General features: G+C 71.4%; 19 protein-coding genes. 7 read left to right on the top strand and 12 right to left on the bottom strand.

Annotation, left to right across the window (positions count from 1 at the left end; translation table 11 throughout):
* The first annotated feature begins 150 nt into the window (after window positions 1-150).
* Genes AAHM41_RS23290 through AAHM41_RS23280 form a run of 3 tightly spaced genes read left to right on the top strand, consistent with a single transcriptional unit; the run spans window position 151 to window position 3,071 of the window.
* Entirely contained in the window at window positions 151-1,014 is an 864-nt protein-coding gene (locus AAHM41_RS23290) for a chorismate mutase (protein WP_342238978.1), read from the top strand.
* 3 nt (window positions 1,015-1,017) lie between these two features.
* Window positions 1,018-2,121 (top strand): histidinol-phosphate transaminase, encoded by a 1,104-nt coding sequence (hisC, locus tag AAHM41_RS23285; RefSeq protein WP_342238977.1) that lies wholly within the window; start codon window positions 1,018-1,020, stop codon window positions 2,119-2,121.
* Window positions 2,118-3,071 carry a prephenate/arogenate dehydrogenase family protein gene (locus tag AAHM41_RS23280; protein ID WP_342238976.1) on the top strand — a complete coding sequence of 318 codons (954 nt, stop codon included), beginning with the start codon at window positions 2,118-2,120 and terminating at the stop codon, window positions 3,069-3,071. Before hisC ends, AAHM41_RS23280 begins: the two co-directional genes overlap by 4 nt.
* Before the next feature lie 40 nt (window positions 3,072-3,111).
* On the opposite strand, the gene AAHM41_RS23275 is transcribed toward AAHM41_RS23280, so the two are convergent.
* Window positions 3,112-4,128 (bottom strand): DUF2125 domain-containing protein, encoded by a 1,017-nt coding sequence (locus AAHM41_RS23275; protein ID WP_342238975.1) that lies wholly within the window; start codon window positions 4,126-4,128, stop codon window positions 3,112-3,114.
* A gap of 125 nt (window positions 4,129-4,253) precedes the next feature.
* Between AAHM41_RS23275 and AAHM41_RS23270 the strand changes: the two genes are divergently transcribed.
* Entirely contained in the window at window positions 4,254-4,835 is a 582-nt protein-coding gene (locus tag AAHM41_RS23270) for a gamma-glutamylcyclotransferase (RefSeq protein ID WP_342238974.1), read from the top strand.
* Here the strand turns inward: AAHM41_RS23270 and AAHM41_RS23265 are convergent.
* Window positions 4,832-8,233 carry an LAGLIDADG family homing endonuclease gene (locus AAHM41_RS23265; RefSeq protein WP_342238973.1) on the bottom strand — a complete coding sequence of 1,134 codons (3,402 nt, stop codon included), beginning with the start codon at window positions 8,231-8,233 and terminating at the stop codon, window positions 4,832-4,834. The two genes, AAHM41_RS23270 and AAHM41_RS23265, sit on opposite strands and share 4 nt — an antisense overlap.
* Before the next feature lie 91 nt (window positions 8,234-8,324).
* The gene (locus AAHM41_RS23260) at window positions 8,325-9,491 is read right to left on the bottom strand and encodes a serine hydrolase domain-containing protein (RefSeq protein ID WP_342238972.1); all 1,167 of its coding nucleotides are present in this window, start codon (window positions 9,489-9,491) and stop codon (window positions 8,325-8,327) included.
* 80 nt (window positions 9,492-9,571) lie between these two features.
* Here AAHM41_RS23260 and AAHM41_RS23255 point away from each other — a divergent pair, with 80 nt between their 5' ends.
* Complete coding sequence (locus tag AAHM41_RS23255; RefSeq protein WP_342238971.1) at window positions 9,572-10,180, top strand: TetR/AcrR family transcriptional regulator; 609 nt, start codon at window positions 9,572-9,574, stop codon at window positions 10,178-10,180.
* Here the strand turns inward: AAHM41_RS23255 and AAHM41_RS23250 are convergent.
* The 4 genes from AAHM41_RS23250 to AAHM41_RS23235 all read right to left on the bottom strand — a co-directional run bounded on the left by AAHM41_RS23250 (window position 10,177) and on the right by AAHM41_RS23235 (window position 13,607).
* Entirely contained in the window at window positions 10,177-10,605 is a 429-nt protein-coding gene (locus tag AAHM41_RS23250) for a DoxX family protein (protein WP_342238970.1), read from the bottom strand. The genes AAHM41_RS23255 and AAHM41_RS23250 overlap by 4 nt on opposite strands.
* Before the next feature lie 64 nt (window positions 10,606-10,669).
* Entirely contained in the window at window positions 10,670-12,214 is a 1,545-nt protein-coding gene (locus AAHM41_RS23245; protein ID WP_342238969.1) for a hypothetical protein, read from the bottom strand.
* Between the two features lie 7 nt (window positions 12,215-12,221).
* The gene (locus AAHM41_RS23240; RefSeq protein ID WP_342238968.1) at window positions 12,222-12,977 is read right to left on the bottom strand and encodes a lysophospholipid acyltransferase family protein; all 756 of its coding nucleotides are present in this window, start codon (window positions 12,975-12,977) and stop codon (window positions 12,222-12,224) included.
* 6 nt (window positions 12,978-12,983) lie between these two features.
* Window positions 12,984-13,607 carry a YdcF family protein gene (locus tag AAHM41_RS23235; protein WP_342238967.1) on the bottom strand — a complete coding sequence of 208 codons (624 nt, stop codon included), beginning with the start codon at window positions 13,605-13,607 and terminating at the stop codon, window positions 12,984-12,986.
* 194 nt (window positions 13,608-13,801) lie between these two features.
* Between AAHM41_RS23235 and AAHM41_RS23230 the strand changes: the two genes are divergently transcribed.
* A complete protein-coding gene (locus AAHM41_RS23230; RefSeq protein WP_342238966.1) occupies window positions 13,802-14,512 on the top strand; it encodes a DUF3426 domain-containing protein in 711 nt (236 codons plus the stop codon).
* Window positions 14,513-14,528: 16 nt separating this feature from the next.
* Here the strand turns inward: AAHM41_RS23230 and AAHM41_RS23225 are convergent, their stop codons facing one another.
* The 5 genes from AAHM41_RS23225 to argH are packed head-to-tail and all read right to left on the bottom strand — an operon-like array spanning window position 14,529 to window position 20,872.
* Window positions 14,529-15,497 carry a threonine ammonia-lyase gene (locus AAHM41_RS23225; RefSeq protein WP_342238965.1) on the bottom strand — a complete coding sequence of 323 codons (969 nt, stop codon included), beginning with the start codon at window positions 15,495-15,497 and terminating at the stop codon, window positions 14,529-14,531.
* A 32-nt stretch (window positions 15,498-15,529) separates the two neighbouring features.
* Window positions 15,530-18,019, bottom strand: a complete 2,490-nt coding sequence (locus tag AAHM41_RS23220) for a TIGR02302 family protein (protein ID WP_342238964.1) — start codon at window positions 18,017-18,019, stop codon at window positions 15,530-15,532.
* Between the two features lie 8 nt (window positions 18,020-18,027).
* Window positions 18,028-19,314 carry a diaminopimelate decarboxylase gene (gene lysA / locus AAHM41_RS23215; protein ID WP_342238963.1) on the bottom strand — a complete coding sequence of 429 codons (1,287 nt, stop codon included), beginning with the start codon at window positions 19,312-19,314 and terminating at the stop codon, window positions 18,028-18,030.
* On the bottom strand, window positions 19,311-19,451 hold the full coding sequence (locus AAHM41_RS23210) for a hypothetical protein (RefSeq protein ID WP_342238962.1): 141 nt from the start codon (window positions 19,449-19,451) through the stop codon (window positions 19,311-19,313). The genes lysA and AAHM41_RS23210 overlap by 4 nt, the downstream gene beginning before the upstream one ends.
* Complete coding sequence (gene argH / locus AAHM41_RS23205; protein ID WP_342238961.1) at window positions 19,448-20,872, bottom strand: argininosuccinate lyase; 1,425 nt, start codon at window positions 20,870-20,872, stop codon at window positions 19,448-19,450. The genes AAHM41_RS23210 and argH overlap by 4 nt, the downstream gene beginning before the upstream one ends.
* A gap of 14 nt (window positions 20,873-20,886) precedes the next feature.
* Here argH and AAHM41_RS23200 point away from each other — a divergent pair, with 14 nt between their 5' ends.
* The gene (locus tag AAHM41_RS23200; protein ID WP_342238960.1) at window positions 20,887-21,471 is read left to right on the top strand and encodes a TlpA family protein disulfide reductase; all 585 of its coding nucleotides are present in this window, start codon (window positions 20,887-20,889) and stop codon (window positions 21,469-21,471) included.
* Window positions 21,472-21,678 lie beyond the last annotated feature (207 nt).

Below are 21,678 nucleotides of genomic sequence, written 5' to 3'. Positions count from 1 at the left end.
TGCAGTCCCGGGTTGCTGCGCGTCGATCCCGGATCTGCGAAAGTGCACCTCCGCGATGCGTAAAACCCCAGATGTTTCCTTTGCTTTCGCCCCCTGCCCGTTCTACATCTGATCGCCCTCGACCCGGCAGGTTCCAGCCCGCTTCAGACGATGCCAGACACCCCCCAGACGCTCGACTCGTTGCGCCAGCGGATCGACGAGATCGATGAAGCGCTGCATGACCTGATCATGCAGCGGGCCGGGGTGGTGCATGACATCGCCGCCGCCAAGAACGGCGATCCGCTGGCGATACGGCCGGGCCGCGAGGCCGCGATCCTGCGCCGGCTGGCGGAACGGCACAGCGGCGGCTTCCCGCTGCCGGAGCTGACCCGGATCTGGCGCGAGCTGATCGCCGGCTGCACCCGCATGCAGGCCCCCTTCGCCATCGCCGTGCATGCGCCCGAGGCCCGGGGCGAGTTGTGGGACCTGGCGCGCGACCATTACGGCAGCCACACCCCGACCACCGCGGTGGCCGGGCCGATGCAGGCGATCCGCGCCGTCTATGACGGCAGCGCCGCCGTGGCAGTGGTGCCGTGGCCGGTCGAGTCCGACACCGACCCCTGGTGGCAGACGCTGCTGTCGGACGACCCGCGCACGCCTCGGATCGTCGGCACCCTGCCCTTCGTCGTCACCGAGCGGCACCGCGACGAGCCGATGGCCCTGGCCGTCGCCCAGATCCACTCCGAGCCGACCGGCGACGACCACGCCCTGGTCGCGGTCGAGGTCACCGGCGACATCAGCCGCAGCCGGCTGAAGCAGATCTTCGAGGCCGCCGGGCTGCCACCGGTGGCGTTCTGGACCCGGCCGGCCCGCAGCGCCGAAGATTCCGCCGTCCACCTGGTCGACGTGGCGGGCTTCGTCGCCGTCGGCGACCCCAGGCTCGGCACCCTGGCCGGGCGGCTGGACGAGCTGGCCCCCCGCATCCGCCTGATCGGCGGCTTCGCCACCCCGATCGCCATCGGCCGCCGGAGCTAAGCCATGACGACCATCCAAGCCCCGCGCCCGCGTCCGGGGCTGCTCGACATCGACCCCTATGTCGGCGGCGAGGCCAAGGCGGTGCCGCATCCGCAGCTGGGCCGGCCGATCCGGCTGGCCTCGAACGAGGGCGCCTTCGGCCCGAGCCCGATGGCGACCGCGGCCTATCGCGAGCTGGGCGGCGAGATCCACCGCTATCCCGACGGCGGCTGCAGCGCCCTGCGCCAGGCCCTGGCCGCCCGTTTCGGCCTGGATGCGGAGCGCATCGTCGCCGGCGCCGGGTCGGACGAGTTGATCGCCCTCTTGGCCAAGAGCTATGCCGGGCCGGGCGACGAGGTGCTGTACAGCCGCCACGGCTTCCTGATGTACCCGATCGCGGCCAAGGCGGTCGGGGCCACGCCGGTGGCCGCACCCGAGGCGGATCGGAAGACCGATGTCGACGCGCTGCTGGCGCATGTGACGCCGCGCACCCGCATCGTGTTCCTGGCCAATCCGAACAACCCGACCGGCTACCTGCTGCCCAAGGCCGAGGTCGAGCGGCTGCACGCCGCCCTGCCGCCGGACGTGATCCTGGCGCTGGACGCCGCCTATGCCGAATACATCGACGATCCGGCCTACAGCCCCGGCGCCGAGCTGGTCGACCGGGCCGGGAACGTCGTCATGCTGCGCACCTTCTCGAAGATCTACGGTCTGGGCGCGCTGCGGCTGGGCTGGGCCTATGCCTCGGCCGGGATCACCGACGTGCTGAACCGCGCCCGCGGGCCGTTCAATGTCAGCGCCGCGGCCCAGGCCGCGGGCGTGGCCGCGCTGGCCGACGAGGCATTCATCGAGAAGAGCCGCGCCCACAATGCCGAATGGCGGCGCTGGATCGCGGCCGAGCTGGAGAAGCTCGGCCTGTCGCCGCTGCCCTCGGCCGGCAACTTCCTGCTGGTCGATTTCGGCGACCGCGACGCCGAGGCGGCCCGGCTGCATTTGAAGGACACCGGTATCCTGGTGCGCCAGATGGGCGGCTACGGCCTGCCCAGCTGCCTGCGCATCACCATCGGCACCGAGCAGGAGATGCGGGCGGTGGTGGCGGCGCTGGCCGAGCATCTGCGCGGCCGATGACGGCGCCGGCGACCGAAGCTGCGGCGGCGCCGATCTTCCGGCGCCTGGCGCTGCTGGGCATCGGCCTGATCGGGTCTTCCGTCGCGCGCGCCGCCGGCAAGCACGGGCTGGCCGGCGAGATCGTCGGCCATGCCCGGCGCCAGGAGACCCGCGACGAGGCGATGGCGCTGGGCTTCCTCGACCGGGTCGAGGCCGACCCGGCGGTCGCCGTGGCCGGCGCCGATGCGGTGATGATCTGCGCCCCGATGGGCGCCTATGAACAGCTGGCCAAGGCCATCGCCCCAGCCCTGGCACCCGGCGCCGTGGTCACCGATGTCGGCTCGGTCAAGGGCATGGTGGCGAAGACCATCGCGCCCTATCTGCCGGCCGGGGTGCATCTGGTGCCCGGGCACCCGATCGCCGGCACCGAGCATTCCGGCCCATCCGCCGGCTTCGCCGAGCTGTTCATCGACCGCTGGTGCGTGCTGACGCCGGAGCCGGGCGTCGACCCCGCGGCGGTGGCCAAGGTCGAGGCGTTGTGGCGCGGCATGGGCATGATGGTCGAGAAGATGACCGCCGAGCACCATGACCGGGTGCTGGCCATCACCTCGCACATCCCGCATCTGATCGCCTACACCATCGTCGGCACCGCCTCGGACATGGAGGAGGCGACCCAGGCCGAGGTAATCCGCTTCTCCGCCGGCGGCTTCCGCGACTTCACCCGCATCGCCGGCTCCGACCCGGTGATGTGGCGCGACGTGTTCCTGACCAACAAGGACGCGGTGCTGGAGGTGCTGCAGCAGTTCACCGAGGATCTGGTGCGGCTGCAGCGCGCCATCCGCCGCGGCGAGGGCGACACGCTGCAATCCTGGTTCACCCGCACCCGCGCCATCCGCCGCGGCGTCGTCGACGCCCATCAGGAGGAGATGGAACCGGAGAAGGCGGCGCGCCTGACCAAGGAAGAGGACTGAGGGCCTCGTAGGTTGGGTTCGCGTCCGCGAACCCAACCGGTCACTGCTGCCAGCGGATCTCCGGCAGCTTCGCCACCTGCAGCGGGCCGAAGGAGACCTTGCCCTTCTCGATCGTGATCGGGGCGGTGACGGTGCGGGTGCCGTCCGCCGCCGGCTGGCCGGCCATCAGGTCGAGCCCGACCTTGGCGAAGCCGGCATCCCGATCCTTCACCACGCCGGCCTTCTGCAGATCCTCGATCACCGCACCGTAGCCGCGGATCTTCGCCGTCAGCGTGCCCTGGGGCTGCAGCTTGTCGTCGAGGTCGAGCGTGCCGTCGGCGTCGATCACGAGCGGCCCCCAGCGCAGCGCCAGCTTGTCGACCCTGAGCTTGCCGCCGGCCGCCCGCCATGCGGTCAGCTCCGGCACGGTCGCGGCCTTCGGCAGCGGGCCCAGCACCGTCAGCCGCGCAGCCACCATGTCGACCCGCCGGCCCATCGCTTCCAGGCCGAGATCCGGCGTCTCCAGCCCCTCGATGTCGAGCGAGGCGGCGGCGCCGGCCCCGGCCTCCTCCGGCGCCCGATCGACCGAGCCATTGATCCGGGCGATCGGCAGCGGCGCCTGCAGCAGCCCGCCGGTCAGCTCGACCTGGGACAGGGTCAGCAGCACCCGATTCGGCTTGCCGTCGCTGCCGATGCGGGCGCTGCCGCTGCCCGAGCCCTTGACGTCAGCGGTCAGGGCCGGGCTTCCCGGCAGGGTGATGCGCTGCGGCGGCGCGATGGTGAAGCCGACCTCGGGCAGGGTCCACGGCTTGGCGGTGGCGACCACCCCGGCGGCGTTCCAGGTCAGCCCGTCGATCCGGCGCAGGCTGGGCGCCTGCGATTCGACGGTGAAGGCCAGCGGGAAGCCCTCGACGCTCAGCGTGCCAGGATCGACCGTGACCCCGGGCGGCGGATTGGCGGCGAAGGCCTGCGCCTGGGCCTCGACCTTGCCCGCGGCCCAGTACCAGCCGCCGGTCCAGCCGGCGGCGAGCAGGGCGACGAGGGTGGTGGGAACGACGACGATACGGCGGCGACGCATGGCGGTCCCGGATGGTGGCGCGAGGAGGGCACGTGGCCGCGACCGGGCCTCGGAGTCAAGCCGAACCAGCGGAACGCGACACGACGCCCCTCCCCTTCGCACCTGCAACACGCTACATCTTGCGGATGGCCGATGGTCATCACGATTGGAAGACGCCGAACCTGCCGCTGATCCCGGGCGAGTCGCTCTGGGTGTTCGGCTACGGTTCGCTGATGTGGAATCCGGGCTTCCTGCATCTCGAGCGGCAGCCAGCGGTGCTGCACGGCTATCACCGCCGCTTCTGCGTCCTCTCCCACCGCTACCGCGGCACGCCGGAACGGCCAGGGCTGGTGCTGGGCCTCGACCGCGGCGGCTCGTGCCGCGGCATGGCCTTCAAGGTGGCGCCGGAGTATGTGCAGGAGGTGGTCGCCTATCTCTGGGAACGCGAGATGGTGACCGGCGTCTACCGCCCGAGCCTGAAGCAGATCCGGCTGCCCTCGGGCCCGGTCACCGCCTGCTGCTTCCTGGCCGATCGCCGCCACCATCAGTACCGCGGCGCGCTGGGTCCGGAGGAGACGCTGGCGATGATCCGCACCGGCATCGGCAGCAGCGGGCCGAACCGCGACTACCTGCTGAACACGGTCGAGCATCTGCGCGAGTTGGGCATCCGCGACGGCGCCCTGTTCGCGCTGGCGGAACGAGTGGCGGAGGCGGCGGAGCCGGCCTAACCGCAGCGCGAATAGCCGCAGTTCAGGCAGGTGTCGCAGCCCTCCTGCCGGATCAGGGTCGGGTGGCCGCATTTCGGGCAGGACCGGCCCGGCGGCCGGCCCGGGTTACCCACCGGCTCGGCCGTAACCTCGACCGCCACCTCCGGCACGATGCCCTCCGGCTTCGCCAGGAAGCCGGTCGCCACCATGTGCCGCTCGATCGTCTCGCCGATCGCGGCCAGCAGCGACGGCACGTAGCGGCCGCCCATCCACTGGCCGCCGCGCGGGTCGAACACGGCCTTCAGCTCCTCGACCACGAAGGCGACGTCGCCGCCGCGGCGGAACACGGCGCTGATCATCCGAGTCAGCGCCACGGTCCAGGCGTAGTGCTCCATGTTCTTCGAGTTGATGAAGATCTCGAACGGCCGCCGGCGACCGTCGACCACCTCGTCGTTGAGGGTGACGTAGATGGCATGGTCGCTGTCCGGCCAGCGCAGCTTGTAGGTCTCGCCCGGCAGCACCTCCGGCCGGGCCGCGGGCAGGCTGAGGCCGGGGGCGTCGGCCGCTCCCTTCGGCGACGCCCCCCTTTCCGCCATTTGGGGCTTGGCCTCCAGCACCGCGCCGGTGATCGGGTTCGGCCGGTAGGTGGTGCAGCCCTTGCAGCCCAGCGCATAGGCCTGGGCATAGATGTTCTTGAAGGCGTCGAAGGACAGGTCCTCGGGGCAGTTGATGGTCTTGCTGATGGAGCTGTCGATGTGCTTCTGCGCCGCCGCCTGGATCGCCAGATGGTCGGCCGGCTCCAGCGTCTGGGCGTCGACGAAATGGTCCGGCAGGGCTGAGTCGGCGCCATGGATCTCGCGGAACAGGCGGTAGGCGTAATTCTCTACCGTCTCCGCGCGGCGGCTGCCGTCGGGCAGCAGCACGTTGCGGGTGTGGGTCCAGGCGAAAACCGGCTCGATGCCCGAGGCGACGTTGCCGGCGAACAGCGAGATGGTGCCGGTCGGGGCGATCGAGGTCAGGAGGGCATTGCGGATGCCGTGCCGGGCGATCAGGTCGCGAATCTCCTCCGGCAGCTCGGCGACGCCCGGCGCGGCCAGGAACTGGTCGCGGTCGAACAGCGGGAACGCCCCCTTCTCCGCCGCGATCTCGGCCGAGGCGCGGTAGGAGTGCAGCTTGATCGCGCCCAGCCACTCCTCGGTCAGCGCCGCCGATTCGGGCGAGCCGTAGCGCACGCCCAGCATCAGGAAGGCGTCGGCCAGGCCGGTGACGCCGAGGCCGATGCGCCGCTTGGCCCAGGCCTCGGCCTGCTGCTCCGGCAGCGGGAAGCGCGAGACGTCGACGACATTGTCCATCAGCCGGATGGCAACCGGCACGATCTCCGCCAGCGCCTCGTGGTCGAAGCGGGCCCGGGGCGTGAACGGATCGACCACCAGCTTCGCCAGGTTGACCGAGCCGAGCAGGCAGGCGCCATAGGGGGGGAGGGGTTGCTCGCCGCAATTGTGCAGAACCAGGCCGTTGCCGTCGAAGGCGTTCGGGCCGGGAATCCGGACATCGTAGACCTCCTCCTCCCCGCCCGGCTCCAGCCGCCGGACAGTGGCGAGGAACCGCTCGCGATTGAGCACCCGCCAGTAGCCGGCCAGCATCCTGTCGAGCCTTGTCCGCTTCTCCGTGTCGGCGAAGCCGATCCGGGCGGCGAACCGGGCCATGCTGGATCCGGCGATGACGAGCTCGTGGTCGGCGGAGCAGTCATAGGAGCGGCGCCCGCCCTTGCCGTCGGGCAGCAGGCGCGGGCCGGCGGCGCGGCGGTCGGCGTAGATCGCCGAGGCGATGCCGAGCCGCAGCAGCATGCGCTGGACCGCGCGCAGCAGGCCCAGGTCGCTCTGCGCCAAGCGAATGCTGACGCCCTTCTCCCGGGTGCCCTGGACCGATCCATCGGCATCGAACAGGCCGCGCAGCAGGCCGACGATGAAGGCCGAGGATGCACGCTCGACCGCCGGCGTGATCGTCTTGCGACCGGGTGCGAGGCCGAGCGACAGCGCCAGGTCGCGCAGCGCGGCGAGGCTGAGCCGCCTTTCGCCCCGGCCGGGGACGCGCATCCAGCCGACGAAATCGGCCCGGTGCGGAAGCGAGCGGGCGGCCGCAAGCGCCGCCGCCATCACCCCGGCAATGCCCGGACGGGCGTCGTCGCCGTTGACCGCGGCCTCGCCCGGCCAGGCCGAGAGCACGGCCTTGTCGGATTTCAGCGTGCCGTCGCCGATCAGCAGCCCGAGGAGGTACCCCTCGTCTTCCGAGCCGAAGCCGGGCCAGACGAGACTATCGCCGTGATCGTGCAGCCGGACTCGATCGCCGGGCTGCAATTCGCCGGCTTTGCGCCACTCGGTCTCGATCCGGAAGCGTGACACCTCGGTCGCGACCAGAACCGGATGGTCCGCCGTCAGCCGCAAGACATGGCCTTCCGCCGTCTCCAGCCGCAGCACCGGCTTGCGGCCGGTCGGGAAGAAGCCTTCCGGCCCGGAAGAGGCCAGCTGCCCGTTCACCAGAGCGACGAACGGCCGGCCCAGCAGGTCCCCGACCATACGGGGGCCGTCCATGGTCTGGACCCAGGTGTCCGCGGTAACGCAGGGATTGGTGCTCTGGATCGTCTCGCAATAGGCGAGATTGTTCTGCGCGTTGATGCGGTCGATGAAGATCACGCCGGGCTCGGCCGAATCATAGGTCGAGCGCATGATCCGGTCCCACAACTCGCGCGCCGGCAGGGTGCGGAAGACGCGGCCGCCGAACACCAGGTCCCAGGGCGCGTCCTCCGCCACCGCCTGCATGAACGGATCGGTGACCAGGACCGAGAGGTTGAACATGCGCAGCCGGCCGGGGGTGCGCTTGGCCTCGATGAAGTCGACCACGTCGGGATGGTCGCAGCGCAGCGTGGCCATCATGGCGCCGCGGCGGGAGCCGGCGGACATGATGGTGCGGCACATCGCGTCCCACACATCCATGAAGGACAGCGGGCCGGAGGCGTCGGCCCCGACGCCGGCCACCGGCGCGCCCTTCGGCCGGATGGTGGAGAAGTCGTAGCCGATGCCGCCGCCCTGCTGCAGCGTCAGCGCCGCCTCGCGCAGATGGGCGAAGATGCCGGCCATGCTGTCCGGCACCGTGCCCATGACGAAGCAGTTGAACAGGGTGACGTCGCGCCCGGTGCCGGCGCCGGCCAGGATGCGGCCGGCCGGCAGATAGCGGTGGTCGCGCAGGATGCCGAGGAAGCGCTCGGCCCACAGCTTCGGGTCCGATTCGGCGGCGGCCACGGCGGTCGCGACCCGGCGCCAGCTGTCCTCGACCGACAGGTCGACAGCCGTGCCGTCCGGCTGCTTCAGCCGGTACTTCATGTCCCAGATCTGGGTCGCGATATCGCCCGGCTCGGCCACGACGGACCTCCCGCAGACAGACGCACCCCCAAAGGATGGGGGTGCGGTCAGGCTCGGTCAACCAGGGACAGTGGCAGGCCCCAGGATCCCGCTATTCCAGCCCGGCATAGATCGCGGCGCGCAGGTCGGTCACGAATTCGCCCTTCATGCCCTCGAGCGCGGTGTTGGTCAGGCCGACCACGGCCAGCCCCTTCGCCGGATCGACGAACCAGGAATGGCCGTAAACGCCGCCCCAGCGCCAGGTGCCGGCGGTCATCGGCACCCCGGCCGCCGCCGGATCGGCCACCAGCGCAAAGCCGTAGCCGAAGGTTGTGCCCGGCGAGTCCGGCATCGCCAGCCCCGGGATCTGGCTGGTGGCCATGGCCTTCACGGTCTCCGGCTTGAGGATCGGCGCGCCGCCGCGACGCAGGGTTTCGAGGAACACCAGGAAGTCGCCGGCCGTGCCGGCCATGCCGGCGCCGCCGGAGGGGTAAGACGCCGGGTCGAAGATGCGGCCGGGGGCGTAGCTGAGCCCGGCGAAGGGTCGCGGCGCGGGGGTGATGTAGTGCTCGCCCATCCGCACCGGCTCCGGCGCGTCATCGGCATAGGCGGCGGCCAGGCGCGACCGGTCCGGCGGGGCGAAGCCGGTATCCTTGAGCCCGAGCGGCCCGGTAATGCGACTTTGCACGATCTCCGCCAAGCTCTCGCCCGCTGCCTGCTCCAGCGCCGCGCCGAGCACGTCGAGCGCCACCGAATAGGCCCAGGCCGAGCCCGGAGCGAAGGCCAGCGGGGCCGAGGCAATGCGGCGCAGATTCTCGGCGAAGGACCGGCCCGGCGCATCCAGCCCGTCGGACACGCCGGCGCGGTGATAGGGGCCGTCCGCCGGCTCGGTGAAGCCGTAGATCAGGCCGGCGGTGTGGGTCAGCAGGTGGTGGATGGTGATCACCGGCTCGCCGCCGTCGGCCAGTTTCGGGCGGAAGTCCGGCAGGTATTTCGTCACCGGGTCGGCCAGGGCGATCCGCCCCTCCTCCACCAGCCGCAGGGCGGCGACGGTGACCATGGGCTTGGTCAGCGAGGCGTAGAGGAACACCGAGTCCTCGCGCATCGCACGGCCGGCCTCGCGGTCGGCCAGGCCGGCGGCACGGCGATAGACCAGCCGGCCGTCCCGCGCCACCAGCACCACGGTGCCGACGATGCGCTTCTCCGCCAGCGCCCGGTCGACCACGGCGTCGATCCGCGGCGACAGGACGGGATCGGCGGCGAACGGAACGAGCGTCATCGCAGGACTCCATTTTCAGATGGATCGCTACGAAATATGATCGCAGAGAGTTCGTCAACCGGATTTTCAGATCGATCGCTATGAAAACAGATCCGCCGCGATCCCGCGGCCGCCCCCGGGGCTTCGACCGCGATGCGGCGCTGGATCGGGCGCTGCCGGTGTTCTGGCGCCAGGGCTATGAGGGGGCGTCGGTCGCCGACCTGACCGCGGCGATGGGCATCACCACGCCCAGCCTGTACGGCGCCTTCGGGTCGAAGGAGCGGCTATACCGCGAGGCGCTGGACCGCTATCGCGCCGATCCGCAGCGCGCCGCCCCCTGGGCGATGGCGGCGCCGACGGCGCGCGAGGCGGTACGGCTGATCCTGGAGGGTTCGGCCCGCGACTTCAGCGACCCGGCCCACCCGCCCGGCTGCATGATCTCGACCGCGGTCCTGACCTGCGCCCCGGAGAACCGGCCGGCGGCGGCGATGGTGACGTCGATGCGCGGCAACACGGTGGCGCGCCTGCGCACCCGCTTCGCCCGCGCCCTGGAGGAGGGCGAGCTGCCGCCCGGCACCGACCCGGACGAGCTGGCGCGGTTCTACGGCGCCATCATCCAGGGCCTGTCGGTGCAGGCGCTGGACGGGGCCGGTCGCGACGATCTGATGAAGATCGTGCGCCGGGCGATGGCGGCCTGGCCTGAAGACTAAGGCCGGCCGAACGCCGAGCGGCGCAGCGCCAGGATCCGGCCGGGCCCGTGCACCGCGGCGAAGAGCAGCCCGGCCAGGAAGGTGAAATGGTCGACGAAGAAGCCGAACTCGGCCTGGTTTCCGGCCCAGTGCGACGGGCCGTGGAAGGCGAAGCCCAGGAAGACGACATAGACCGCCGCAAGCAGTGCCGCTTCCGTGAAATACGCCCCGGTGAGGAAGCAGATCACCAGGACGCATTCGAAGATCGCGGCCAGCCAGGCCAGCAGGAGCGGCGCCGGAAACCCCGCCATGGCGATATAGCCGGCGGTGGCATCGATATCCATGACCTTGAAGACCAGAGCCATCAGGAAGACCGCGGCGAAGATCAGCCGGCCGACGAGAATGGCGATCGACTGCCAGGCAGGCGTGGTCGTTTCAGCATTCATCTGTCTTCTCCCCCAAGAAGGACTGCGAGCATAGCCGAGGCTGCCATCGCAGACGACACGGCTGCTAATCCGGTAGGGTCACCGGCGTGGCGGCGGCCAGGGGGCGGCGCAGCCGGTCGGGGTCGTCGTAGCGCCACAGCGGGATGCCGGCGCAGCGCTCCACCCGGTCCGGCATGCCGTAGCGGGCGATCACCGCGCGGGCGTTCAGCCCGTCCATCAGGATGAAGCCGAAGGGCGGGGCGCCGCCGGCCCGCTCCTGCCAGGCCCAGTCCCGGTTGATGATCCAATGATAGGGCGCACCGTTGCGCGCCACCTGGACGATCTGGACTCGCCGTCCGGAATGCAGCATCAGCGGCTTGGCCCACCAGTAGCCGGCGAGGCCGGCGGCGGGACCCTGGAAACAGGCCAGCGTCGTGGGCGGCTCGATCCGCGCCGCCAGCTGAGCCGGCCGGGCCCAGAGCGCGGCGGCGGCCGCCAGCAGGACCGTCAGCACCGTCCCCACCGGCCAGGCTGGCACCCGCAGCCGGTCGGCGGCGACATGGGCGAGCCACAGCGCGGTCAGGAACAGCCAGGGCTGGAAATAGCGCAGGAAGGAGTCGTCGCGGAAGATGCCGAACAGCACCACCGCCAGCAGCGTGACCAGCGAGGACGCGGCTGCGAACACCGCGATCCGGTCGGCGGGCCCTATTTCGCGCTCGCCGGCCGTCAGGCCGCGCAGCACCGCGAGCGTGCGGAGCACCGGCAGCAGGGCGAAGGCGATCAGGCCGAGATTGACCGCCAGCTCCGCCCAGTTCGCGCGCCAGAGCACGCCGCCGAGCCGGAACAGGCCGTAGCCGATGCCGAGGTCGAGCTGGTCGCGATAGACCCCGTTCAGCGGGTTGATCCAGCCCTGCAGCAAGAAAGCGGCCAGCGCCGCGGCGCCGACCGCCGCCGCGGCCGCCAGGGCAGCCCCGCGGCTGCGCGGCGCCAGGGCACAGAGCAGCGACAGCGCCAGGGCCGGGGCGGCGGCATAGGGCAGGACGAAGCTGTCCGACAGCACCCCGGCCAGGATCAGCCCGGCCAGCCCGATCAACAGCCACGGGCCCGGCCGGTCGAGCTGGCGCAGCACCAGCAGCAGCACCGCGGCCGCGACCAGGATAGCGCCGAAATGGAAGGTGACGACGAAGGGGTAGATCAGCCAGTTCAACGCGTAGAATCCGGCCAGCCCCCAGCCGAAGGCGAAGAGCAGCGCTAGAACGACGGCCAGGACGGCCACGGCCATGGCGGCCGACCGACCGCCGGCAGCGCGATGAACGGCAGCGCCGAGCAACAGGTAAAGACCGAACTGCAGCGCCGCGGCGACGGGCAGGGCCTGGCGGAAATCACCGGTCGCGAGATTGGCCAGGCCGTAGACCAGCATGTCGGGGAAGACATAGGGGCCGGGGGTCAGGTGCCAGCCGCGCAGGGCGTCGAGGCCGCGATGCAGGTCGTCGAACAGCGCCGGCAGATAGAGGACGTCGGCATTGCCGGTCAGCGCGGCGGCGCCGGGCAGGCGCAGCACCAGCGCCACGGCGAGCAGCGACAGGCCGGCGACCGCGACGAGGAGCAGGAGCGGACGGAAGCTGCGCAACCTGCGGTCAGACCGTGGCCGTCGCCCCGGCCGGGCGCGGCGTCGGCGGGCCGCCGGCGGCGACCGACAGGCGCTCGGACGCCGTCTCCAGCTCCTCCTCCAACCGCCGCATCATCTCCTCGCGCGGCAGGCCGGGCGGGATCGGCGGCAGGAACTCGACCGTGATCGTGCCGGGGCGTTTGCGGAAGGCGCGGCGACCCCAGAACACGCCGGAGTTCAGGGCCATCGGCACCACCGGCACGCTTAAGCCCTCATACAGGGCGCCGACGCCGATGCGGTAGGGCCGCCAGGTGCCGGGCGCGGTGCGGGTGCCCTGCGGGAAGATCGCAATCGGCCGGCCTTCCGCCACCCGGACCTTGGCATGCTCGATCATGGCGCGGACCGCCCGGCTGCCGGCACCACGGTCGACCGGGATCATGCCGGTCTTCAGCAGGTACTTGCCCCAGACCGGCACCTTCAGCAGCTCGGATTTCAGCACGATCGCCGGGTCGGGCAGCAGCAGGTGCAGCTTCAGCGTCTCCCAGGCCGACTGGTGCTTGGCGGCGACGATGCAGGCGCCGTCCGGCAGGTTCTCGCGCCCGACCACGCGGTAGTCGATGCCGAGGATGGTCTTCTCCACCCAATGCACGCCGCGCAGCCAGACGAAGATCCAGGCCATGGTCACCCGGTGCGGCAGGAACAGCGCCGGCAGCAGGGCGAAGCAGCACAGCGTGGTCCAGCCGAAGAACAGCAGGTTGAAGAGGGCTGAGCGCAGGATGGTCATGACGCCCTATATCCTGCCCAGGGTGACACGCGCCAGCGCAACCAGGAATTTGTTGTATTCGGAGACGATCAGCCGCGCCGTGCCGGGCCAGGCCCACCAGCGGTCGAGATGCACCGTCCCGGGGTCGACCGGCTGACGCTTGATCTCGATCTCCGGCATCGCGGCGCGGAACTCCAGCATGCTGCGCGGCATGTGGTAGTTCGAGGTGACGAGGCGCAGGCTGCGGAAGCCATGCGCCCGCATCCAGGTCGCCGCCTCCTGCGCGTTGCCGATGGTGTCGGCGGCGGAATAGCCGAGATCGACGCAGCAGCGCAGCGAATCATCGGTCGGCGACAGGGCGAACAGCTCCTCCAGCCTGACGTCGCGGTGCACGCCGCTGACCAGCAGCCGCTCGGCCACGCCGCGCGCCAGCAGGTCGAGCCCGGCGCGCAGCCGCTCGCTGCCGCCGGTCAGCACGACGATGGCGTCGGTGTGATCGGGGTCGACCTCGCCGCCGCGCCCGGCCTGGGCCACAAACCAGGCCAGCCCCAGCGCCCAGGCCGCCGCCAGCACGATCAGCAGCAGCAGTATCCGGCGCAGGCGGCGGCGCCAGGGCCGGGGCTTCGGGGGAGGGTCAACGGTACTCGACATCAACGAACTGCTGTTGCGCCACGGCCGCGGTCACGGCGCCGGGACAGGAAGGGGGCGGATCGTGGCAAGATTATGCGGCCGCGTCACGGCCCCGGAGCGACATCCTTCGGCCTGGTTCCGCAACTCCTTCGCGCCATTCACAAAATCGCCTCGGATGATATAGGCAGCGGCAAAGCGGCATGCGATAACGCGCCATGATCGTCACCTGCCCCAGCTGTTCGACCCGTTACCTCGTCGATCCGGCGGCGATCGGCCCCGACGGCCGGCGCGTCAAATGCGCCCGCTGTGGCCATCTTTGGCGCGAATCGGCGGTCGAACCGGTGCCGGCGCCGCCGCCGCCCGAACCGCAGCCGGTGCTGGTCGGCCCGGCGGCATGGGCGGCGACTCCGCCCTCGGCCGCGGGGCATATCACCAACCTGCCGGTGGTGATCACGCCGCGCCGGCGCGACGGCCCGGCGGTCGGCCTGGCGCTGGCGGTGCTGCTGGTCGGCGGCCTGGCCGGGGTGGGCTATTTCGCCCGCGATTCGATCGTCCGCTTCTGGCCGCCGGCGATCCGCCTGTACGACACCATCGGCGTGCCGGTGGCGCAGCCGGTCGAGACCGGCGCGCTCGGCCGCGGGCTGGTGCTGCGGGAGCTGGAGGTGCGGCGCGTCGCCGGCAGCGGCGTCGAGCAGGTGGTGGTCACCGGCCGGGTCGAGAACCGGGCGCTGATCACCCGGCCGGTGCCGCCGATCGAGGTGCGCCTGCTGGACGCCAGCCGCACCGTGGTGGCGCGCACGCCGCTGGTGGTGACGACCGAATCGCTGGCGCCGGACGAGTCGGTGCAGGTGGCGGTGACGGTCGAGGCCGCGCCCGACGCCGCCACCCGGCTGGAGATCGGCGCGCAGACCGGCACCGCGCCGTAGCGAGCCTCCGGACCGATCAGCTGATGCCGAACCGCGCTCGCCAGCGTTCGATGTCGGCCAGCGAGACGTTGCCGCCGCACAGGATCAGCGCCACCCGAGCGTCGCGCGGCAGCCGGTCCTTCAGCCGCAGCGCCGCGGCCAGGGTGCAGCCGGCGGCGGGCTCGGTCACCACCTTGGCCTGCTCGGCCAGGACCTGCACGCCGCGCACCGCCTCGGCGTCCGGCACCACCAGCACCTCCTCCACCGCGTCGCGCACGATCGCCAGGGTGCGCTCGGAGACCGACGGCGCGCCGAGGGTGGTGGAGATCGAGGTGATGGCCGGCAGGCGCACAGGCTTGCCGGCGGCCAGGGCCTGGCTCATGGCGTCGGCGCCTTCGGTCTCGACGCCCCAGATCCGGATCTCCGGCCGCAGCGCCTTCACCGCGGTGATGACGCCGGAGATCATGCCGCCGCCGCCGATCGAGGCGATGATGTCGGTGGTGTCGGGCGCGTCCTCCAGGAGCTCCAGCCCCATCGTGCCCTGGCCGGAGATCACCCGCGGGTCGTCGAAGGGATGGATCAGGGTACGGCCCGCGGCGGCCTGGCGCTCGGCCTCGGCGAAGGCGGCGGCGATGTCGGAGACCAGCACCACCTCCGCCCCCTCGGCGCGGGTGCCGGCGACATAGTTCTCCGGCGTCGCATTCGGCATGATCAGCGTGGCGTTCAGCCCCAGCACGCGGGCGGCATAGGCGACGCCGAGCGCGTGGTTGCCGCCGGAGACCGCGACCACCCCGGCCGCGTGTTCGGCCTCGCCCAGGCTGAGCATGGCGTTGAAGGCGCCGCGCGCCTTGAACGAGCCGCCATGCTGCAGCAGCTCCAGCTTCGTCACCACCGGCAGGCCGAGCAGGCTGCTCAGCAGCTCCCGCGGCAGGGTCGGGGTGCGCAGCACATAGGGGGCGATGCGGGCGCGCGCGTCGCGGATCGTCTCGAGCGTGATCGCCGTCACGATGGTCCTCGTCCTGGCGGGAATGGCCGCGCTCAGAATTGGCGCAGCAGCCTTTCGATATAATCCCGTTCCGGCGGCGGGCGCGAGCGGTCGTTCAGCCGCTGGCGCAGCTCGTCGAGAATGGCGCGGGCGCGCTCGGTGTCGAACTTGGTCGGCAGGCCGACATCGCCGTCGGTGGTGCCGCCGCTGTTGGTCATCGGCCGGCCCAGCGGATCCTGGTTCTCGAACATCTGCCCGTTCTGGGCCCGGCCGACCATGCCCGGCTGGGCGCCCATGGCCTCCATCATCTGCTGCGCCATGCCCTGCAGCCCCTGCTGCAGCTGGTCCAGCGCCTCGGTCTGCGACGGCACGGCGCCGCCGGGGTCGCCTTGTGCCAGGGCCTCGCCCGCCTGCTTCATCGCCCGCTCGGCCCGGCCGAGCGGCATCGGGATGTCGCCGCTCATGTCGCCGAGCTCGCGCATCAGCTCGCCCAGCGCCCGGCGCAGCGCCTCCTGGGTCTGGGCGTTCTGCTCCGGCGTGCCCTGCTGCTGCGACGGGTCGCCCTCCTCGCCGCCCTCCTGGGCCTGCTGCTGACGGAAGGTCTGGTCGAGCAGCTGGCGCTGCGCATTGGTCAGCTTCTGCAGGTCCTTCAGCAGGTTCATGGCGCGCTGCTGCGCCTCGGCCTGCTGCTGGCTCATCTGCCCCATCTGCAGGTTTTCCATCATGTTCTGCATCTGGGACAGCAGCTCCCGCGCCTGGTCCTTGGCGCCGGATTCGGACAGCTGCTGCATCCGGTCGATCATGTCCTGGAACTGCTTCCGGTCCATGATCTGCGCGTCCGGCGGCAGCGGCATCTCCTTGAGCTCGCCGCGCTGCATCTTGTCCCGCATCTGCTCGGCCATCGCCTGCAGGTAGCGGTCCATCGCCCGGCGCAACTCGTCGGTGAGCTGCTTGATCTCCTCGTCGCTGGCGTTGCGCTCCAGCGCGTCGGCCAAGCGCTGCTGCGCCTCGCGCAGCGACCGCTCGGCCAGCGACATGTCGCCGTCCTCGATCCGGAGCGCGGTGTCCCACAAGAGGTCGCGCAGCGGCGCGACATGCGGCTTCGCGTCCTCGGCGAAGAACAGCCGCCGGGCGGCGGTGCGCAGCGCCAGGAACACCACCCGGTCGTCATAATAACGGTCCGGCCGCTGCGACAGCATGTCCAGCGTCTCGGCCACGCTTTCCGACTGGTCCGGCTGCAGGGTCAGGATCCGGCGCTGCTCGATGATGGCCCGGGCCACCGGGTGGTGAAATTCGCGCTCCGGCAGCGTCACCCGCTCGGGCGCCGTCTTGGTGCTCTGCCCCGCCGCGTCGGTGGCGGTAAGCACGATGTCGGCCGCCTGTCCGGCCCAGGCATGCGGCGTCAGGTCCTGGTAGGAGGTGGTCTTGACCTCGCGCGGCCAGCGGCCCGGCACCGAGAGCGGGATGGTCATCGGCGTCTGGTCCAGCACCGCGGGGGCGCCCGGGGCCAGGGTGACGGTCGCGGTCAGGGTGGCGATGCCGTAATCGTCGCCGGCGGTGGCGTCGAGCCGCAGCGCCTGGCGCTCGGTCGGCTTCGGCTTATCGGCGAAGGCGACGGTCGGCGGCGCGTCGGGCACCACCTTCACCGGCCAGTCGCCCAGCACCGTGCCGTCCTGGCTGACCGACAGCCGGTCGCCGCCGGTGACCTTGGCCTGCAGCTCGTAGTTGCCGCCCTCGATCGGGGTGAAGGCGGTGTCGCTGCCGGCGAGGCTGAGGGTGGGAGCCTCGTCGCCGCCGGCGACCCGGCCGACCAGGGCGCTGCCGACCGGGATCTCGATCGGACCCGGCGCCGGCTGGCCCGCCCCGGGCACGGCCACCTGTCCGGCGGTGAGGTAGATCGGCGGCCTGCCGGTGTAGGAGGGCGGGGTGACGAACAGGTCGAGCCGCGGCGCAGTGGCGGCGGTGGCGCCGAACAGCCCGGGCGAGAACGCCCGGCCGAGCCGCCCACGCCAGTCGTCGCCGGCGGCGACCGCGGCCAGGATCAGCCCGATCACCACCAGGCCGCGAAGGGCGAAGCGGTCGGCCTCGGCGTTGCGCGGCCGCGGCAGACGGGGCCTGAGCAGGCGCAGCTGGGCGGCGCGCTGGGCCAGATGGCGTTGCCACAGCACACGGCTGAGCGGGTCGGAGGTGCCGGTGGCCTGGGTGTCGTGCAGGGCGGTCAGCGGCCGGTGCTCGATGCCGCTGTCACGCTCCAGCCGGCGCCGCGCCGCCAGCCCGTTCGGGAGGCGCAGCCGCCACAGCGGCCGGCTGGCGACGACCAGCGCCGCGGCGAAGGCGACCAGGATCAGGGCATGCAGCCAACCCGGCAGGTCGGGCAGCAGGTCGAAGCCGGCGAGGACGAGGAAGGCGCCGAGCACGGTGGCGACGGGCCAGGCGGCGCGCCATGCCGCCTCCCAGGCCGCAGCCAGCCATGCCAGCGCGATCTTGACGCGCGGCTCGGCCGGCTCCGTCGACCTGGGGGCCTCCGTCGGGCTGCGGGCCACCTCTCCTCCTACGCCTCCGTCGTCAGTCCAGCCTGGGCCACCCAGGGCGGCAGGCTCTCCCCGGCAACCATCTCTTCAAATGTGGGCCGTTTTCTGACGATGGCAAACCGATCTTTGTCGACCAGCACCTCCGGCACCAGCGGCCGGGTGTTGTAGGTCGAGGCCATCACCGCGCCATAGGCCCCGGCGCCGGTGAAGGCGACGAGGTCGCCGGCGGCCAGGGGCGGCAGGGAGCGGGCCTTGGCAAAGGTGTCGCTGCTCTCGCAGACCGGGCCGACCACGTCGAATTCGGCCTCGGCCGCGCCTTCCGCCGGCTGGCGCAGCGGCACGATGCCGTGCCAGGCCTCGTACATCGCCGGCCGGATCAGGTCGTTCATCGCCGCGTCGAGGATCACGAAGTTCCGCGTCCGCCCCGGCTTGATGAAGATCACCCGCGACAATAGGACGCCGGCATCGCCGCAGATCGACCGGCCGGGCTCGACCATCAGATGGCAGCCGAGATCGCCCACCGTCTCCCGCACGATGCGGGCATAGTCGGCCAGGGCCGGGGCCGGGTCGCCCCTGTAGGAGATGCCGATGCCGCCGCCGAGATCGAGCCGCTCGACGACGTGGCCGGCGGCGCGCAGCTCGCGCACCAGCTCGGCCAGGCGGCGATAGGCGTCGCGATAGGGCGACAGATCGAGGAGCTGGCTGCCGATATGGGCGGCGATGCCGACCGCGCGGATGCCCGGCAGCGCCCGCGCCCGCTCGAAGGCCAGGGGTGCGTCCTCCAGCTCGATGCCGAACTTGTCGCCCTTGCGGCCGGTCGAGATCTTGGTGTGGGTCTTGGCGTCGACGTCGGGGTTGACCCGAAAGGCGACGACCGCGTCGCGCCGCAGCCGCACCGCCACCTGCGACAGCAGTTCCAGCTCCTGCAGCGATTCCACGTTGATCTGGTGGATGTCGGCCAGCAGCGCCGCCTCCAGATCCTCCACGGTCTTGCCGACGCCGGAGAAGACGACGCGGTCGGCCGGGCAGCCGGCGGCCAGCGCCCGCTTCATCTCGCCAGTCGAGACCACGTCGATCCCGGCGCCCTGCTGCACCAGGGTGCGCAGCACCGCGAGGTTGGAATTGGCCTTGGCGGCGAAGCAGACGGCGATCGGCAGCCCGGCCAGCGCGTCGACATAGGCGCGGTAATTCGCCACCAGAGCCGCGGCCGAATAGACATAGGCCGGCGTGCCGACCTGCGCGGCCACGGCGGCGAGATCGACATCCTCGGCGAAGAGGGCGCCGTTCCGATAGGCGAAGGCGGTCATGTGCTCGGGTAGCCTCGTGGATAGGCGGAGGTTTTGGGGTCGGGCGGGCTGACCGAGGCCGCCTTCTTGCCGCAGGCGACGAGGCCAAGGGCCAGGGTGGCGGCGAGGAGAAGACGCAGGACGGCAGACGGTTTCACAGGAAACGCTCCTTTGCGGCTTGGACGGCCTCGCGCACCCGGTCGGGCGCGGTGCCGCCGTAGCTCTTGCGGCTGGCGACCGAGGCCTCGGCGGTCAGCACGGCGAAGACGGCGTCGGTGATGCCGGCATGGACCGCCTGCATCTCGGCGAGCGGCAGGTCGGACAGGCGGCAGCCCTTGTCCTCCGCCCGTTTCACCAAGTGGCCGGTGATGTGATGGGCGTCGCGGAACGGTACGCCCAGGGTCCGCACCAGCCAGTCGGCCAGGTCGGTCGCGGTCGGGAAGCCGGCCTCGGTGGCCCGGCGCATCGCCTCGGCGTTGACGGTCCAGCTCTCGACCATGCCGGTCATGGCGGCCAGGCACAGCATCAGCGTGTCGTCGGCATCGAAGACCGGTTCCTTATCCTCCTGCATGTCCTTCTGATAGGTCAGGGGCAGGCCCTTCATCACGGTCAGCAGCGCGCCGAGGCTGCCGAACACCCTGCCGGCCTTGCCGCGCACCAGCTCCGCCGCGTCCGGGTTGCGCTTCTGCGGCATGATCGAGGAGCCGGTGGAGAAGCCGTCGGACAGGCGGACGAAGCGGAACTGCGGCGTCGACCAGAACACGATCTCCTCCGCCAGCCGCGACAGGTGCATAGCGCAGATGCCGGCGGTGGCGAGGTAGTCGAGCGCGAAGTCGCGGTCGGAGACGCTGTCGAGCGAATTGGCGGTCGGCCGGTCGAAGCCGAGCGCCTGCGCCGTCATGTGCCGGTCGATCGGATAGGGCGTGCCGGCCAGGGCGGCGGCGCCGAGCGGGCATTCATTGGCCCGGGCGCGGGCGTCGGCGACGCGGCTGCGGTCGCGACCCAGCATCTCGACATAGGCCAGCAGGTGATGGCCGAAGGTGACCGGCTGCGCCACCTGCAGATGGGTGAAGCCGGGCAGGATGGTGTCGGCGTGCCGTTCGGCCTGGCCGATCAGCGCCGCCTGCAGCGCCTGCAGCCCCTGCTCCAGCCGGTCGAAGGCGTCGCGCACCCAGAGGCGGAAATCGGTCGCCACCTGGTCGTTGCGGCTGCGCGCCGTATGCAGCCGCCCGGCGGCCGGGCCGATGATCTCGGTCAGACGCGACTCGACATTGAAGTGGATGTCCTCGAGCGAGGTCTTGAACTCGAAGCGGCCGTCGGCGATCTCGCCGGCGATCTGCTCGAGGCCGCGGTCGATCGCGGCGGCATCCTCGGCGGACACGATGCCCTGGGCGGCGAGCATTGCGACATGAGCGCGCGACCCGGCAATGTCCTGGGCCCAGAGCTTGCGGTCGAAGCCGATCGAGGCGTTGATCCGCTCCATGATCGCAGCCGGCCCGGCGGCGAAGCGGCCGCCCCACATCGGATTGGTGCCTTTATCGGGCACGACGGGGGTGGCAGGCTGGGTCGGATCGGACATGGGGTGCGGACCGGATGAGGAAGAGAGCAACGATCGCCGCGGGCGTGGCCGGCCTGGCGCTGCTGGCGGCGGGCGCGGCCTGGTGGACGCTGCGGACCCCGGAGGGCCGGCCGCCTCTCGGCGGCACCGTCGCCAGCTTCGTCCTGGCCGACCGGCCTGAGCCGGCACCGGAGATTACCTTCTCCGACGCTGCGGGCAACACCCTTCGTCTCGCCGACTTCAAGGGCAAGGTGGTGCTGGTCAATCTGTGGGCGACCTGGTGCGCCCCCTGCGTCAAGGAGATGCCGGCGCTGGACCGGCTGCAGGCCAAGCTGGGCGGCGCCGACTTCACCGTGCTGGCGCTGTCGATCGACCGCGAGGGGCTGGCCAAGGTGCAGCCCTTCTTCGCCGCCAACAAGATCGCGGCGCTGGCGCCCTATCTCGACCCCGGCGGCCGGTCGCCGGCGCAGTTCGGCGCCCGCGGCCTGCCGACGACGCTGCTGATCGACCGCGACGGCACCGTTGTGGGCCGGCAGGAGGGTGCCGCCGAATGGGACGACGACAGCTCGGTCGCGCTGCTGCGCTATTATCTCGATCGCGGAAAGGCCGGGTCGGCCTGAGGGCTCAGATGGGCGTCGAGCCCATGTAGAAGCCGATCAGCAGCATGACGCCGTAAACCCAGATGATGGTGCGGAGCAACATGATCCTATTCCTCGGGCTCAAGGCCCGGGATCATGTCTACGCCGCCTTCCGTGAATGGGATGTGATCGCGGTCACGGGTGCGATTCACACTGCGCCGTTTGCCGGCAACCGGCTCCCCCTTATAC

The organism is Inquilinus sp. OTU3971 (assembly GCF_038440215.1).
This window is presented reverse-complemented; position numbering and strand designations above follow the sequence as displayed.